This is a genomic window from Actinoallomurus sp. NPDC050550, from assembly GCF_040655075.1.
Lineage (GTDB): Bacteria > Actinomycetota > Actinomycetes > Streptosporangiales > Streptosporangiaceae > Actinoallomurus.
On sequence record NZ_JBFAJC010000056.1, the window covers coordinates 14,938 to 29,563 of the forward strand.

General features: G+C 71.8%; 14 protein-coding genes. 10 read left to right on the forward strand and 4 right to left on the reverse strand.

Annotated features, from left to right (window positions below; translation table 11 throughout):
• The first annotated feature begins 75 nt into the window (after positions 1-75).
• The 4 genes from AB0I04_RS44615 (at position 76) to AB0I04_RS44630 (ending at position 4,305) form a co-directional block, all read left to right on the forward strand.
• The gene (locus tag AB0I04_RS44615) at positions 76-828 is read left to right on the forward strand and encodes a FadR/GntR family transcriptional regulator (protein ID WP_360899125.1); all 753 of its coding nucleotides are present in this window, start codon (positions 76-78) and stop codon (positions 826-828) included.
• Between the two features lie 194 nt (positions 829-1,022).
• Positions 1,023-3,029, forward strand: a complete 2,007-nt coding sequence (locus tag AB0I04_RS44620) for a beta-galactosidase (protein WP_360899128.1) — start codon at positions 1,023-1,025, stop codon at positions 3,027-3,029.
• 47 nt (positions 3,030-3,076) lie between these two features.
• Positions 3,077-3,256 (forward strand): hypothetical protein, encoded by a 180-nt coding sequence (locus AB0I04_RS44625; RefSeq protein ID WP_360899131.1) that lies wholly within the window; start codon positions 3,077-3,079, stop codon positions 3,254-3,256.
• Positions 3,257-3,279: 23 nt separating this feature from the next.
• Positions 3,280-4,305: a Gfo/Idh/MocA family oxidoreductase gene (locus AB0I04_RS44630; protein ID WP_360899134.1), complete on the forward strand. Its 1,026-nt coding sequence runs from the start codon at positions 3,280-3,282 to the stop codon at positions 4,303-4,305.
• Positions 4,306-4,500: 195 nt separating this feature from the next.
• Here AB0I04_RS44630 and AB0I04_RS44635 read toward each other — a convergent pair whose 3' ends face one another.
• Positions 4,501-5,433: a LysR substrate-binding domain-containing protein gene (locus tag AB0I04_RS44635; RefSeq protein WP_360899137.1), complete on the reverse strand. Its 933-nt coding sequence runs from the start codon at positions 5,431-5,433 to the stop codon at positions 4,501-4,503.
• Between the two features lie 101 nt (positions 5,434-5,534).
• Here AB0I04_RS44635 and AB0I04_RS44640 point away from each other — a divergent pair, with 101 nt between their 5' ends.
• The 3 genes from AB0I04_RS44640 to AB0I04_RS44650 are packed head-to-tail and all read left to right on the forward strand — an operon-like array spanning position 5,535 to position 8,929.
• The gene (locus tag AB0I04_RS44640) at positions 5,535-6,662 is read left to right on the forward strand and encodes a diaminopropionate ammonia-lyase (protein WP_360899140.1); all 1,128 of its coding nucleotides are present in this window, start codon (positions 5,535-5,537) and stop codon (positions 6,660-6,662) included.
• Between the two features lie 48 nt (positions 6,663-6,710).
• Positions 6,711-7,853, forward strand: coding sequence for an ArgE/DapE family deacylase (locus AB0I04_RS44645; protein WP_360899143.1), 1,143 nt, complete (start codon positions 6,711-6,713; stop codon positions 7,851-7,853).
• A gap of 41 nt (positions 7,854-7,894) precedes the next feature.
• On the forward strand, positions 7,895-8,929 hold the full coding sequence (locus AB0I04_RS44650; RefSeq protein WP_360899146.1) for an alcohol dehydrogenase catalytic domain-containing protein: 1,035 nt from the start codon (positions 7,895-7,897) through the stop codon (positions 8,927-8,929).
• Here AB0I04_RS44650 and AB0I04_RS44655 read toward each other — a convergent pair.
• Positions 8,916-9,371: a MarR family winged helix-turn-helix transcriptional regulator gene (locus AB0I04_RS44655; RefSeq protein ID WP_360899149.1), complete on the reverse strand. Its 456-nt coding sequence runs from the start codon at positions 9,369-9,371 to the stop codon at positions 8,916-8,918. The two genes, AB0I04_RS44650 and AB0I04_RS44655, sit on opposite strands and share 14 nt — an antisense overlap.
• A gap of 59 nt (positions 9,372-9,430) precedes the next feature.
• Between AB0I04_RS44655 and AB0I04_RS44660 the strand changes: the two genes are divergently transcribed.
• Complete coding sequence (locus AB0I04_RS44660; protein WP_360899152.1) at positions 9,431-9,835, forward strand: VOC family protein; 405 nt, start codon at positions 9,431-9,433, stop codon at positions 9,833-9,835.
• Positions 9,836-9,862: 27 nt separating this feature from the next.
• Here AB0I04_RS44660 and AB0I04_RS44665 read toward each other — a convergent pair whose 3' ends face one another.
• Together AB0I04_RS44665 and AB0I04_RS44670 are read right to left on the reverse strand one after the other, a co-directional pair.
• On the reverse strand, positions 9,863-10,504 hold the full coding sequence (locus tag AB0I04_RS44665; RefSeq protein WP_360899155.1) for a sulfotransferase family protein: 642 nt from the start codon (positions 10,502-10,504) through the stop codon (positions 9,863-9,865).
• Positions 10,505-10,584: 80 nt separating this feature from the next.
• Positions 10,585-11,187: a hypothetical protein gene (locus tag AB0I04_RS44670; RefSeq protein WP_360899158.1), complete on the reverse strand. Its 603-nt coding sequence runs from the start codon at positions 11,185-11,187 to the stop codon at positions 10,585-10,587.
• 561 nt (positions 11,188-11,748) lie between these two features.
• Here AB0I04_RS44670 and AB0I04_RS44675 point away from each other — a divergent pair.
• A complete protein-coding gene (locus AB0I04_RS44675; RefSeq protein WP_360899161.1) occupies positions 11,749-12,267 on the forward strand; it encodes a hypothetical protein in 519 nt (172 codons plus the stop codon).
• A gap of 522 nt (positions 12,268-12,789) precedes the next feature.
• A complete protein-coding gene (locus AB0I04_RS44680; RefSeq protein WP_360899164.1) occupies positions 12,790-14,286 on the forward strand; it encodes a tryptophan 7-halogenase in 1,497 nt (498 codons plus the stop codon).
• Positions 14,287-14,626: the final 340 nt, after the last annotated feature.

Here is a 14,626-nt window from a genome sequence, read left to right on the forward strand (position 1 = left end):
CCGGAAGGCGCGGCGACGAGCACATCCGGACGTAGGGTGGGAGCTTATGATCCCGCGCGTTGCCGGGAGGTGCGAGTGACGGACAGGCAGGCCCCGCGCGGCCTTGCGCGGCGAGTCGGTGGACAGGTCCAGCATGAGATCATGCAGCTGATCCTCGACCGGCGCCTGCGGTCCGGCGACCTGCTGCCCACCGAGACGGAGCTGATGGAGGACCTCGGCGTCAGCCGCAACTCCATCCGCGAGGCACTGAAGGGCCTGCAGGCGCTCGACATCGTGGAGGTCCGCCACGGCTACGGCACATACGTCGGGCAACTGTCACTCACCCCCCTCGCCGACGGACTGACCTTCCGCACGCTGCACGAGCTGGGCAGCGACGTCCGCGCGCTGAGCGAGATCCTCCAGGTCCGGGAGATCCTTGAGGCCGGGCTGATCAGGCGCGTCGCCACCACCATCCCCGACGATGACCTCGCCGCGCTGGACGCCGTCGTCCGCCGGATGGAGACGCGGGCACGGGCGGGCGAGACCTTCGCGGAGGAGGACCGGCAGTTCCACGAGCTGCTGTACCGCTCGCTCGGCAACGCCCTCGTCCCGCAGTTCCTCGAGGTGTTCTGGAAGGTCTTCGACCGCGTGTCGGGCATCCGCGGTTGGAACCACGACCCCTCCCCCATCGGCACCGTCCGGCGGCACCGCGCGATCGTCACCGCGCTGCGGCGGCGGGACGTCGAAGCGGCCGAGCAGGCTCTGAGCAAGCACTTCCGCAACATCGACACCCGAGTGGAGAAGGCCGCCCGCCGCGACCAGTCCGCCGACGAGGCCGACCGCGGCTGACCGGGTCGCGGCCTGACGACCGGCCGGGACCTCACGCGGATCGGTAACGGCCGGACCCCTTGACCCCTTTTTCGCCCTGCGGTTATGTTACGACGGACGTGGGACGTCCTATGTCCGGCTAGGACGTCCCACGTCACGCGGACAGAAGGCGGCCGGGCGCCTGGACCAAGACCACGACAGGAAGCGGCGGGAACGTGAACAGCATCGACGGCCTCCGGGACCGCCTGGGGCGCATCGCCTACGGCGGTGACTACAACCCCGAGCAGTGGCCCGAGCACGTCTGGGATGAGGACCTCCGGCTGATGAAGGAGGCCGGCGTCTCGCTGATCAGCGTCGGGATCTTCTCCTGGGCCACCGTGGAGCCCGAGCCCGGCACGTACGACTTCGGCTGGCTGGACCGCGTCATGGACCTGCTCGCCGACGGCGGCGTCGCCGCGTGCCTGGCCACGATGACGGCCTCCCCGCCGCCCTGGCTCACCGCGCGGCACCCCGAGATCCTGCCGACCGGCGCCGACGGCACGCGGATGTGGCCGGGCGGGCGGCAGCACTACTGCCCGTCCAGCCCGGTCTACCGTGAGTACGCCGCGGGTCTGGCCGAGCGGGTCGCGACCCGCTACACCGGCCACCCCGCGCTGGCGCTCTGGCACGTCGGCAACGAGTACGGCAACGTCGCCCCGTGCTACTGCGACGTCTCCGCCGACGCGTTCCGGCGCTGGCTGCGGGAGCGGTACGGCTCGGTGGACGCCCTCAACGACGCCTGGTCGACGACGTTCTGGTCCCAGCGGTACGCCTCCTTCGACGAGGTGCTGCCGCCGCGCAGCCCCGCGCCGTTCGCCAATCCCGCCCACGCCGTCGACTACGCGCGGTTCTCCTCCGACGAGCTGCTCGCCTGTTACCTCGTCGAGAAGGAGGTCCTGCGGCGGGTGAGCCCGGACGTGCCCGTGATGACCAACTTCCCGCCGTCGCTGCGGCCAGCCGACCTGTGGACGTGGGCGCCGCACCTGGACGTCGTCGCCTACGACGCCTACCCCGACCCGAACGACGCCGCGGCCGACGCCAAGGTCGCCTTCTCCTACGACGTCATGCGCTCGCTGCGCGACGGGCAGCCCTGGCTGCTGATGGAGCAGGCGCCGAGCGCGGTCAACTGGCGTGCCCGCAACGCTCCCAAGCCCGCGGGCGCCATGCGGCTGTGGAGCTGGCAGGCCGTCGCGCACGGGGCGGACGCGGTGATGTTCTTCCAGTGGCGGCAGTCCCGGGGCGGCGCCGAGAAGTTCCACTCGGCGATGGTCCCGCACGGCGGACCCACCGGCCGGGTCTTCGAGGAGGTCCGTGAGCTCGGGAACGAACTCGCCGCCACGACGGCGCTGCCGGGCGCGCGGGCCCCGCGCGCGGACGTCGCGCTCGTGCTGGACTGGCCGAACTGGTGGGCGCTCGAGCAGGACGCCCACCCGAGTGCGGACGTGCGGTTCCTGGACGCCGCCTGGGCGCTCCACGGCCCGCTGTACGACGCGAGCGTCGCCTGCGACATCGTCCGCCCGGACGCCGACCTGTCCGCCTACCGGCTCGTCGTCGTACCCAACCTCTACCTGGTCGACGAGGAGGCCGCCCAGGGCATCGAGCGGTACGTCGAGGACGGCGGCACGCTGGTGATGTCGTTCTTCTCCGGCATCGTCGACCCGCACGACCGGGTGCATCTCGGCGGCTATCCCGGGCCGTTCCGGCGGGTGCTGGGGCTGCGCGTCGAGGAGTTCGGGCCGCTGCCGGAGTCCGGGACGATCGGGCTGTCCCAGGGCACCGGCACCGTCTGGTCCGAGGACATGCACCTGGAGGGCGCCGAGGCCGTCGAGTACTTCACGACGGGTGAGCCGGCCGGGCGACCGGCGGTCACCCGCCATCGGTACGGCCGGGGCACCGCGTGGTACCTGGCCACCCGGCCCGACCCGGTGACGATGCGCCGCCTCCTCGACCGGATCCGCGAGGAGGCGGGCGCGCGCCCCGTCCTGCCGGGCCTGCCGGAGGGCGTCCAGGCACGGGCCCGGGTCACCGGCGACGGGCCGTGCTACATCGTCCTGAACCATCGGACCACCCCCGTGACGGTCGATCTTCCCGGCCCGATGAGCGACCTCGTGGGCGGCACGGACGCCGCCGCTACCGTGCGGCTCGCACCGCGCGGCGTCGCGGTCCTCCGCCCGGCCGGCTGACGACACGGACCTTCGACCGGCCCTCTCCCGAACCCGGGAGAGGGCCGGTGGCATTCGGGCGAGCGGGTCGAGGTGGACGCCTTGGCCGTGCGCCCGGCCTGCATGTGGCGTTCACGCACAGTGGTGCGACGCTGGGACTGATCGCCGGTGAGCTGCTCGCCGACGAGATCGTGACCGGGGAGGCCCAGCCGCTGCTCGAGGCGTTCCGCCCCGGCCGTTTCCAGTGACCTCGAGAAAGGACGGACCCACGATGACCGAACCGCTGCGCATCGGCCTCGCCGGATACGGCTTCGGCGGCCGGTACTTCCACGCGCCGCTGCTCGCCTCGGCCCCGGAATGCGCGTTCCTGGGCGTCGTCACGACGTCCCCAGAACGCCGGAAACAGGTCGCCGCCGAGCTGGACCGGCCGGCGCACGCCTCGCTGGAGGAGCTGGCCGCCGCCGGCGCCGAGGCGGTGGCGATCTCGACACCGGCGGACACGCACATCCCGCTCGCGCGGCAGGCGCTCGAACTCGGCCTCGCCGTGGTCTGCGACAAGCCGTTCGCGCTGGACGCGGACGCCGCGCGGGAGACCGTCGAGCTGGCCGAACGGCTCGGTGTGGCCTTGACGGTGTACCAGAACCGCCGCTGGGACTCCGACTTCCGTACGCTGCGGCGGCTGGTGGACGCGGGGACGCTCGGCACGCTGACGCGGTTCGAGTCGCGGTTCGAGCGGTTCGCGCCCGACCCGGGTCCGCCGGCGGCGGGCGGCGGCACCCTGCTGGACTTCGGCAGCCACCTCGTCGACCAGGCGCTCGTGTTGTGCGGGCCGGTCGAGCGGGTGTACGCCGAATGGCACGTCGGCGACGGCGGGCTCGACGACGACGTGTTCGTCGCGCTGACCCACCGCGACGGCGCGCGGTCCCACCTGTCGGGCAGTTGGCGGCAGGGCGCGCCGGGCCCGCGGTTCCGCGTGAGCGGCACCACCGGCGCGTACGTCGTCGACGGCGTGGACGGGCAGGAGGCGGCACTGCTCGCCGGCGCCACTCCCGCCTCCGAAGGCGACCGCTGGGGCGCGGAGCCACAGGAGCGCTGGGGCCAGGTGTTGCGCGGGGACCACGCCGAGCCCGCGCCGTCGGAGCGCGGCCGATGGGACCTGTTCTACCCGGCGTTCGCCGCGGCGGTGCGCGGGACGGGACAGCTGCCCGTCGACCCCTGGGACGCGATCGCGACGGCGAGGGTCCTGGACGCCGCGCGCACCGGCGCGACGACCGGTCAGGTCGTCGCCCTGTCCTGAACGACAGGACGCGGGGAAGCGACTCCCGTGCCGAGGACCTCGCGCGCCTACCGGACGCGGAACCGGGCCGACGCTCCCGGTCGGGCATGTACCGGCGCACTCCCGCGCGAGGGCGTCCGGCCGGCCGCGCGGCGACGTCGGCCGGCCGCACCCGCAGCGACCCGGGTGCCGTCCGCCGACGCGGAACGAGGTCCGTCAGCGGATCGGGGTCGCGTCGTCGGCCGGGTGCCGCTCGCCGGCGGCCAGGCGGAGCGCCTGGCGGCAGGCCTGGATCGCGGGGTGCGGACCGCGGCCTCGGCGCACCGCGGTGAAGACCCGGCGCGCCCGCCGGCCTCGGGGAAGGAGCCGCAGGGGGACGGTCGGTTCACGCCCGCTCCAGATGAGGTCCGGCAGCAGGGCGACCGCGTGGCCCTGTTCGACGAGGCGCAGGTGGAGCAGGAGATCGGCGGACTCGAACCGTACGTCGGGCTCGAAGCCGGTGTCACGGCACAACGTCATGGCCCAGTGCCGGGCGGCCGTGCCCTCGGGCTCCATCGCCCAAGGGCCGCCCGCCGCCGCGCGCAGCGCCGCCGTCGGTCCCACCGTGCCGTCGTCCGGCTCGGGCAGCGCGAGGCGCAATGGGTCTTCGAGCAGGTCCTCCTGCTCCAGTTCGGCGGCGCGGGGGTTCGGGTTGCCGGGGTACTCCTCGGCGATGACCAGATCGAAGTCACGCGCTTGCAGGGCCGGAAGCGCCTCTTCCGGCTCCATCTGGGTGACGTGGACGCGCAGGCCGGGGTGGGTGTCGCGCAACAGGCTCAGCGCCGTCGGCATCAGGGCGAGGGCCGCGGTCTGGAACGACGCGATGCGGAGGGTTCCGGTCAGGTCGGTCAGTGAGGCGGCGATGTCCGCCTCGGCGCGCTCCAGGCGTTCCAGTACCGCCTCGGTGTGGGCGACGAGGATCTCGGCCTGTGGGGTGAGCCGTACACGACGCCCCACCGGTTCCAGCAGAGGGACGCCGGCTTCCGCCTCCAGCTGCGAGAGCTGTTGTGAGACGGACGAGGGGCTGTACGAGAGGGCCGCGGCGACGGCCGCCAGCGTGCCCCGGTGCTTGAGCTCGCGCAGCAGGCGCAGCCGGTGAAGGTCGAACATCGGCGGACCATTTCGAGGGGTGATTCGTCGGCTTTTACGACGAATATACGTTGAAAACATTTGCTGGACCGACGGAACCCGTGTGCCGCACGCTTGTTCCCATGCCTGAACACGCCTCCTCTCCTCGTACGGTGCCGTGGTTCTCCCGGCCCGCGGCACGGTCGTGGACGTGCGCGCCCGCGCCCGCCGGCGTGCGGGACTTCCACGCCGCGCTGCCCGGCTACGCGCCCACCCCGCTGACCGAGGTCCCCGCCGTCGCGGCCGAGCTGGGGGTGGGCCGGGTCTTCGTCAAGGACGAGTCGTCGCGTCTGGGACTGCCGGCGTTCAAGGCGCTGGGCGCGTTCTGGGCGGTGCATCGCGTTCTGGCCGAGCGGGCGGCGAACGGCCGGGCACCGTCCGGTCCGCTCACGTTCGTGACCGCCACCGATGGCAACCACGGCCGGGCCCTGGCCCGCGCGGCACGCCTGGCCGGCGGGCGCGCCCACGTCTTCGTGCCCGAGGGCGTTCACCCGATGGCCGTGGCCGCCATCGCCGGCGAAGGGGCCGAGGTCACCGAGGTCGCGGGCCCGTACGACGGTGCCGTCCGCCGGGCGGCCGAGGCGGCCGCCGTCCCCGGCGCGGTCCTCGTCCAGGACACCGCCTGGCCCGGCTACGAACGGATCCCCGGCTGGATCGTCGAGGGCTACTCCACCCTCTTCGCCGAGATCGACGCCCAGCTGGCCACGGCGGGGACCGGCCCGCCCGACCTCGTCGCCGTTCCGGTGGGCGTGGGCTCGCTGGCCCAGGCCGCCATCACTCACTACCGCAGCCGCGTCGCCGACCCGGCGCCGACGCTGCTGTCGGTCGAGCCCGAGGCCGCGCCCTGCGTCCTCCAAAGCCTCCTCGGCGGCGAGCCGGTCAGCGTCACCACGGGCGAGACCATCATGGCGGGCCTGAACTGCGGTACCCCGTCCGACATCGCGTGGCCCTTCCTGCGCGACGGGCTCGACGCCGCCATCGTCATCACCGACGCCGAAAGCGCTCGCGCCGCGGGTGACCTCGCCGCCCTGGGCGTGTCCTGCGGGCCGTGCGGCGCCGCGGCACTGGCCGGAGTCCGCGCCGCTCTCACCGGCGACGGCGCGCGGCGCCGCACCGCCCTGGGACTCGGCCCCGCATCGACCCTCGTCCTGCTCAGTACCGAAGGCGCCGACGCCAACCCCTCTCCGTTCGCCGGAGACCCTGGCATCTGACGAGGCCGGGCCCGCATCGTTCCCGAGCACATCTCCCGAAAGGTCGCCATGCCCGACGAAACGGTTGAACTCCTAGGCCGACTCATCGCCATCGACTCCGTCAATCCGGGTCTCGTCTCCGGCGGGGCGGGCGAGACCGCGATCGCCGACTTCTGCGGTCGGTGGCTGGCCGCCCATGGCTTCGAGGTGCACCGGCTGGAGAAGCGCCCGGGTCGTCCCTCGCTGGTCGCGATCGCCCGCGGCACGGGGGGCGGCCGCTCACTGATGCTCAACGGTCACCTCGACACCGTCGGCCTCGCCGGCTACGACGGTAATCCGCTCGCTCCGCGGATCAGCGACGGCAGGATGTTCGGGCGCGGGGCCTTCGACATGAAGGGCGGCGTCGCGGCCATGATGGTCGCGGCGGCCCGGGCCACACGGCGCGGGCCGCTGCGCGGAGACGTGCTCGTGGCCTGCGTCGCCGACGAGGAGCACGGCAGCCTCGGCACCGAGGAGGTCCTGGAGTCCTTCGGCGCCGACGCCGCGATCGTCACCGAGCCGAGCCAGTTGCAGCTGACTCTCGCCCACAAGGGGTTCGCCTGGTTCGACGTGGAGATCGAGGGGCGGGCGGCCCACGGCTCGCGCCCCGACCTGGGCGTCGACGCCATCACCAAGGCCGGCCGCTTCCTCGTCGCGCTGGAGGACCTGGGCCGCCATCTGGCCGGAGGTCCGGCACATCCGCTCCTGGGCACCGGGACCGTGCACGCCGGCGTCATCCACGGCGGCGAGGAGCCCTCCACCTACCCGGCGCGCTGCCGGATCACGCTGGAGCGCCGCACGGTCCCCGGCGAGGACGAGGGGAGCGTCCACGCGGAACTGACCGCGGTCCTCGAGGACCTCGCCGCCACCATCGCGGACTTCCGCTACCGTCTCGTCCCCGGCCTGCACCGGGAGCCCTTCCAGGCCGACCCGGACGCGCCGATCGTGCGCACCCTCACCCGCCACGCGGAATCGGTGCTCGGGCAGCCGCCCGTGATCCGCGCCGAGGCGTTCTGGACCGACTGCGCCCTCTTCGCCCGCGCGGGCATCCCCTGTCTTCTGTTCGGCGTCGCCGGTGAGGGCGCCCACGCGGCCACCGAATGGGCCGACATCGCCTCGCTGCACCACCTCACACGCATCCTCACCGACACCGCGGCCGACTTCTGTTCCTGAGCGCCGATACGGTTGGGCCGAACTGACGGAAGGGGCGGGCCGTGCGGGCGGTGGTGTACGACGGGTTCGGGCTGATGCCGGAGGTACGGGAGGTGCCCGATCCGGAGCCGCCGCGCGCCGGCGTGGTGATCCGGGTCGAGGCGACCGGGCTGTGCCGCAGCGACTGGCACGGCTGGATGGGCCACGACCCCGACATCACGCGGTTCCCGCACGTGCCGGGTCACGAGCTGGCGGGTGTCGTCGCGGCCGCCGGGCCGGACGTGACCGGGTGGCGGCCCGGCGACCGGGTGACGGTGCCGTTCGTGTGCGCGTGCGGCCGGTGCGCGGCGTGCGCGGCCGGTGACCAGCAGGTCTGCGAACGCCAGACCCAGCCCGGCTTCACCCACTGGGGGTCGTTCGCGGAGTACGTCGTCATCGACGACGCCGACGTCAACCTGGTGGCCCTCCCCGACGACCTGGCGGCCACCACTGCGGCGGCGCTGGGCTGCCGGTTCGCGACCGCGTTCCGGGCCGTGACCGCGCAGGGGCGCGTCGGGCCGGGCGTGTGGGTGGCGGTGCACGGGTGCGGCGGGGTCGGCCTGTCGGCGGTGATGATCGCCGCCGCGTGCGGGGCGCGGGTCGTCGCCGTCGACGTCTCCCCCGCGGCTCTGGAACTGGCCCAGCGCTTCGGCGCCGCCGCCAGCGTCGAGGGCCCGGACGGCGTGGCGGAGGCCGTACGCGAGATCACCGGAGGCGGCGCCGACGTGTCCCTGGACGCGCTCGGCAGCCCGGCGACCTGCGCGGCGTCCGTGGAGAGCCTGCGCCGCCGGGGACGTCACGTCCAGGTGGGCCTGCTGCCGCCGGCGGCCGGCCCGGCCGCGGTGCCGATGCACCGGGTCATCGCCCTGGAGCTGGAGGTCGTGGGCAGCCACGGGATGGCCGCGCACGCCTACGGGCCGATGATGGCGATGGTCGCGGCCGGGACCCTGCGGCCCGACTTGTTGGTCACCCGCACGATCGGCCTCGCCGACGCCCCGGCCGCCCTGGCGGCGATGGGCACCGCTCCGTCCGCCGGGGCCACGGTCATCGTTCCCTGACCGTTTCCTCGTGCAGGTGGGCGAACAGTCGCAGCAGCAGGTCGTGCAGCCGGGCGCGTTCGTCCTCGTCGAGCGGCGCGAGGACCCCCTCCTGGACGGCCGATGCCTCGGAGGTCAGGTCGGCCAGGGCCGTCCGGCCCGCCGGGGTGATCGTGACCACGACGCGGCGCCGGTCGGCCGGGTCGCGGGCGCGCTCGACGTGATCCGCGGCGGCCAGCTCGTCGAGGACCTTCACCACGTCGCTCGGGTCGATGCTCAGCCGGGCGGCGAGGTCGCGCTGCGCGTGCGGGCCGAAGTCGGCCAGCGCCGCGAGAACGGCCATGTGCCACAGGCGGACGTCACGCGCCGCGAGCCGCTCGGTGATGCGCATGCGCGCCGTCTTGCCCACCCGGGACAGCAGGTAGGTGGTGAGCGCCAGCAGGCTGGGCGGTGTCTCGTGCATGCCACCAGAGTGTAGGGTCTGCACCAATAATGGGTTCGCACCTATGAATTGGAGTGGACATGGACGTCCTGCACCCGCGCCTGCTCGTGACCCGGTTCGCCGAGTGCTTCGCCTTCTACGACGCGGTCCTGCCCGAGCTGGCGGGCGCGCGACTGGCGCGCGGCGGCGTGACCGGGCCGTACGCAAGCTGGGACGTCGGCGAGGATGGCGTCCTCGCGCTCTTCGACCGCGCCGCGATGGCGGCGGTCGTGGGCACGGCGGGACTACCCGCCGAGGCACCCGCCCAGGACCGGGCCATGTTCGTCAGCCGGGTCGCCGACGTCGACGCGGCATTCGCGTTCTGCCTGAGCCACGGCGCCGAAGCGGTGGCCGCACCGACGGACCGGCCCGAGTGGGGGCCGACGCTCCGCAACGCACTGGTCCGCGACCCGGACGGCACCCTGCTGGAGCTGCAGTCCTACTGATGTCCGCCGGTCGGCATGCTCATGTGCTCAGCCCTCCGCACCTTTCTCGTGGGGGAACGGCACGTCCGGGACCGGGAGGCCGAGTGCGGCGCACAGCGGATCCCAACCGTCGGCGGGCTGCCACTCCAGCAATCGATGCGCCGGTACCGTGGCACGGACCTCGGCGAGATGCCGCTCGTAGGCCGCGGTGACGCTGTCTCGGTCATAGGAGTCACCGAACGCGCCGGCGAACATGGCCCGAGCCATCTCGGTCCGAGCACGGTCCTGTTCCGGGGTGCCGGTGGCCAGTCCGGGCGGCTGTCCGCCGCCGGAGTCCCCCCGCGCCAGGCCGCGCGCTCCTTGCAGCACGGTGCGGTCCATGCTCTGATACCAGCGCTCGCCGTTCTCCCGCCGGGACAGCAGCACCAGCGCGTCCGGGAATGCGTCGGACAGCTCACGCCAGAACTGCGACATCGGCCAGTCGACCCCGGCGGCGTACCCCGCGAGGAATCTGCGCCAGTCCGGCATGACACCCGCGTAGGCATCCCGCCAGACCATGGCATCCTCGAGCCGACCGAACAACAACTCCGTCATGTGGTAGCAGGGCGCTCCGAGCAGCCGCTCCAGCGCGACCTTCAGCGACGTCGTCCCGGTACGCGGAAATCCAGCCCCCACGACTCGCAACCCCATTCGGCCCTCCCTCGTCTCGATCGCGGCGATCCCGATCATCTCTCGGCGTTCTCCGGCGACGAACTCGTACTGAGGTCCGGTCAGCGCCGTCCGACCATCCGGCCGGCGGACCGCGGATCGATGGCGGGGCGGATGGGCACCGCAGTCAGTCTCCGGACGGCGGCCAGGACCTCGTCGAACGGCATCGCCATGTCCTCGGGGCGCACGAAGATCGGGCCGCCGAGTCGCTTGATGCCGCTGCGGGCGAACTGTCGTGGCATGCCGCGCAGTCCCGCGACGACCCGATCGGCGTCGACGGGCACGAAGACGATCAGCTTCGCGGTCCGGCGGTCCGGCGCCCGGTTCACGATCCGAACCTCGGCGACGTTCGACCACGGCAGCGCCACCCGCGCCGAGTGCAACACGACCCGTTCGGAGTCGAGAGTGAGGAGAGGGCGCCGCCGAGCGGCGCGCCACATCGCTCGCGCGACGCCCCCACCCAGCCACGCGGTCCCCATCCCGCAGATGACGCACAGGACCACGGTGACGGGGTTGACGATCCCCTTGTTCGTCGCCATGAACCCCAGGAAGACCGTCGCGAAGAGCCCGATCAAAGGGAAGGCGACGATCTCACGCAGCCCCGGCCAGGCATAGCCGATCTCGACGACGGCGTAATCAGGTCCTCTGTCGGTGCTTCCTGGCACGGGCGTCCTTTCCGGAAGGCCGGGTTGCGGGTCGCCGCCGACCGTGGGCATCCTACGACGGGCGGCGACTCCGGTCTCCGGTCAGCCGGTCAGGTCGTCGTGAGGTACGTCTGGAACACACCACACGGGTCGTACGCCTCCCGTACCGCCGCCAGACGCTCCCAGGCGGCCGGCGTGAACGAGCGCCGGGCGCGCGACGGGGCGGCCGGCCGGCCCGGGCCGCTCTGGGAAGCGGTGCGCTACCACAAGAAGGGCCCCAAGGCGGCGGCGGAGTTCATCTCCAACGACGAGGCCAAGGACCTGGGGGGACAAGTCGAAGGATTAGTGCTGCGTTCCTTAAAGGGCGTGAAGTTGCCCCGGGCTTATGGATACCTTGGCGTGTCCCGGGAGAGGGTATTCCCAAGATCGAGACACTGAAAGCGACCAAGCGGCTACCCCGACGGTACCGGATGCGATGGGACCGCGGCCGGTTTCGTTGCGATCGGCGACCGATCGTCTCCACACTTTCAGGGGATTGACAAGAACCTAACGTCAGTCGATATGCCGGGCTAGGCTAGGCTTATGACGACCCTCGCCCAGCTTCGCAAGGCTGCCCTTTCCTATCCCGAGACCGCCGAGCAAGTCATCGACTCAGGAATCGTCGCATTCACGGTGAACGAGACGCGGTTCGCGTCGTTGGGCAAAGACGCCCTGGTGGAACTCCTGCTTCCCGTGCCGGATGCGGACGAGGTCCTTGCCGCGCATCCGACAGCGCAGCGGCTGGACCGCGGCGCGATGCCGGTCGGCGTACGTGTCCCGATCGGGGACATCAACGGTCAGCAGCTCAACCACTGGGTGCGTCGCGCCTGGCTTTCGCAGGCGCCGAAGCGACTGGCAGCGCGAGTGGCCGCTGGGGACACCGCGATGCCCGGTGAGGTCGGCGACCTGCCCAAGGCCATCGGAGGGCCCGCCACCCGAGCCCTCACCGGCGCAGGCATCACCACGCTCGCTCAGGTCGCCGCCCTGACGGACGCCGAACTGCTGGCGCTGCACGGAGTCGGTCCAAGGGCGGTTCGCATTCTCCGCGAGGCGCTCGCCTAAGCTCACCGGCGCCAAATCAGGGATCTGGGTTCTGGCCGACATCGCGCTGTCGGCGATCGTCCAGTCTCGGGTCGCCCTGACCCAGGGATCCGGTACCGGCGCGACCAGCTCGGCGAACCGGTCACCGACCGGCGGACATCGTCCCACTGCGGCGAGGTGACGACCTGCCGCGCGCCGTGCTGGTCCAGGGGCTATGCCGTACGAGAGAGCGTAGGTTCGGGTCGTGCGCCGCTCGATGGCCGCCAGATGAAGACGCCGGCTGAGTGAGGCCATCCGCATCGCGGCGTAACCGTCACGAGCCGCGGATCTTGGTGCGGGCGGCCTGCGCAGCGCGGTCCCACTCGTTCTGGACCAACTGCGAATACGACGCTTGGCCGCCGTCCTGGTTCTTTCGCTTCACCTCCTGCAAGAACATATACCGGACCCCGATCTCAACTCTTCAAATGCGGAATTCATGCCTTCGCTCAGCCACTATTCCTGTGCAATTCTGACCCGAAGGGTGGCAACGTCCCAGGAGGTCGAATGAGTACGGCGCAGCGCGAAGAATTCGACGTAGTGGTGGTCGGTGGCGGCCCGGCAGGCTCGACGCTGGGATCGTTGGTGGCGATGCAGGGGCACCGCGTCCTGTTGTTGGAGAAGGAGACCTTTCCCCGATACCAAATCGGGGAATCGCTGCTTCCGTCCACCGTGCACGGCATCTGCCACATGCTCGGCATCACCGACAAGATCGCGGCGGAGGGCTTCACGCTGAAGCGTGGCGGCACCTTCCAGTGGGGTTCCAGCCCGACCCCGTGGAACTTCGCCTTCGCCGTCTCCTCCAAGGTCTCGGGGCCGACCTCGTTCGCCTACCAGGTCGAACGCAGCCGGTTCGACAAGATCCTGCTGGACAACGCGGCCCGCAAGGGCGTGGAGGTCCGCCAGAACCACACGGTGCTCGATGTCGTCGAGGACGGCGACCGCGTGACGGGCCTGCGCTACGCCGATCCGGACGGAACCGAGCGGCAGGTGTCGGCCCGGTACATCGTGGACGCCTCCGGCAACACCAGCCGCATCTACAAGCGGGTCGGCGGGACGCGCAAGTACTCGGACTTCTTCCGAAGTCTGGCGCTGTTCGGGTACTTCGAGAATGGCAAGCGGCTGCCAGCGCCCAACTCCGGAAACATTCTGTCCGCCGCGTTCGAGAGCGGCTGGTTCTGGTACATCCCGCTCAGTGACACGCTGACCAGCGTCGGGGCGGTCGTCCGCCGGGAGGACGCCGCGAAGATCCAGGGCGACCCGCAAACGGCATTGCTCGGGCTCATCGACGAGTGTCCGCTGATCAAGGAGTATCTGGCCGGTGCCACCCGCGTCACCACGGGCCAGTATGGGCAACTGCGGGTGCGTAAGGACTATTCGTATCACCACACCTCTTTCTGGCGCCCCGGCATGGTGCTCATCGGAGACGCTGCCTGCTTTGTGGACCCGGTGTTCTCCTCCGGGGTCCACCTGGCCACTTACAGCGCGCTGCTAGCCGCCCGTTCCATCAACAGCATCCTGGCCGAGACCGTCGACGAACGGCGGGCCTTTAACGAATTCGAGGCGCGGTACCGCCGTGAGTACGGCGTCTTCTACGAATTCCTCATGTCGTTCTACGACATGCACATCGACGAGAAGTCCTATTTCTGGTCGGCGAAGAAGGTGACCAACAGCAGCCACACCGAGTTGGAGGCGTTCGTCGAGCTGGTGGCCGGGATGTCCACCACGGACTTTGACCTCAACGACGCCGAGTCGGGCGCCATCCGCCTCAAGGAACGCTCGGCGGAGTTCGCCGAGGCGATCGACACCCTGGCCGGCGAGGCGCAACAGAACGTAACACCGCTGTTCAGGTTGCCTGTGGTGCGTCGGGCCATGCAGGAGGGCTCGCAGGTCCAGGCCCGGGCACAGCTGGGCGAGCGCGCCGGCCCGAACACGCCGGTGTTCGACGGCGGCCTCGTGGCCTCACCCGACGGCATGTTCTGGCAGGACCCGGAACCGGCCTGACGGTTCCTCGCCGCATCCCCGACCCGGACCGGGGCCATATCAGCGGCAGTGCGGCCACTACACGCTGGTCAACGTGGTGCACTGCGCCAAGCGGTGCACCACGGCGGGGTGGGTGATGCACCACGCCGGTGCCCCGCCGCAGCGCCTCGGCCGACCAGGGACGCGCGACCTCCCCGCTCGGCCCGCGCAGCAGCAGGCGGCGCCGGTCGGCCACGAGCTCGGCCACCGGATCCATGGCGACGGCGAACCCCTCCGGTCCCTCGTAGCATAAGTAGTCGCCGCTCTGTCGTCCCGAGGCCGGCCGCCCGACCGCCGCCAGCGGGGACGGGGGCGACGGTCC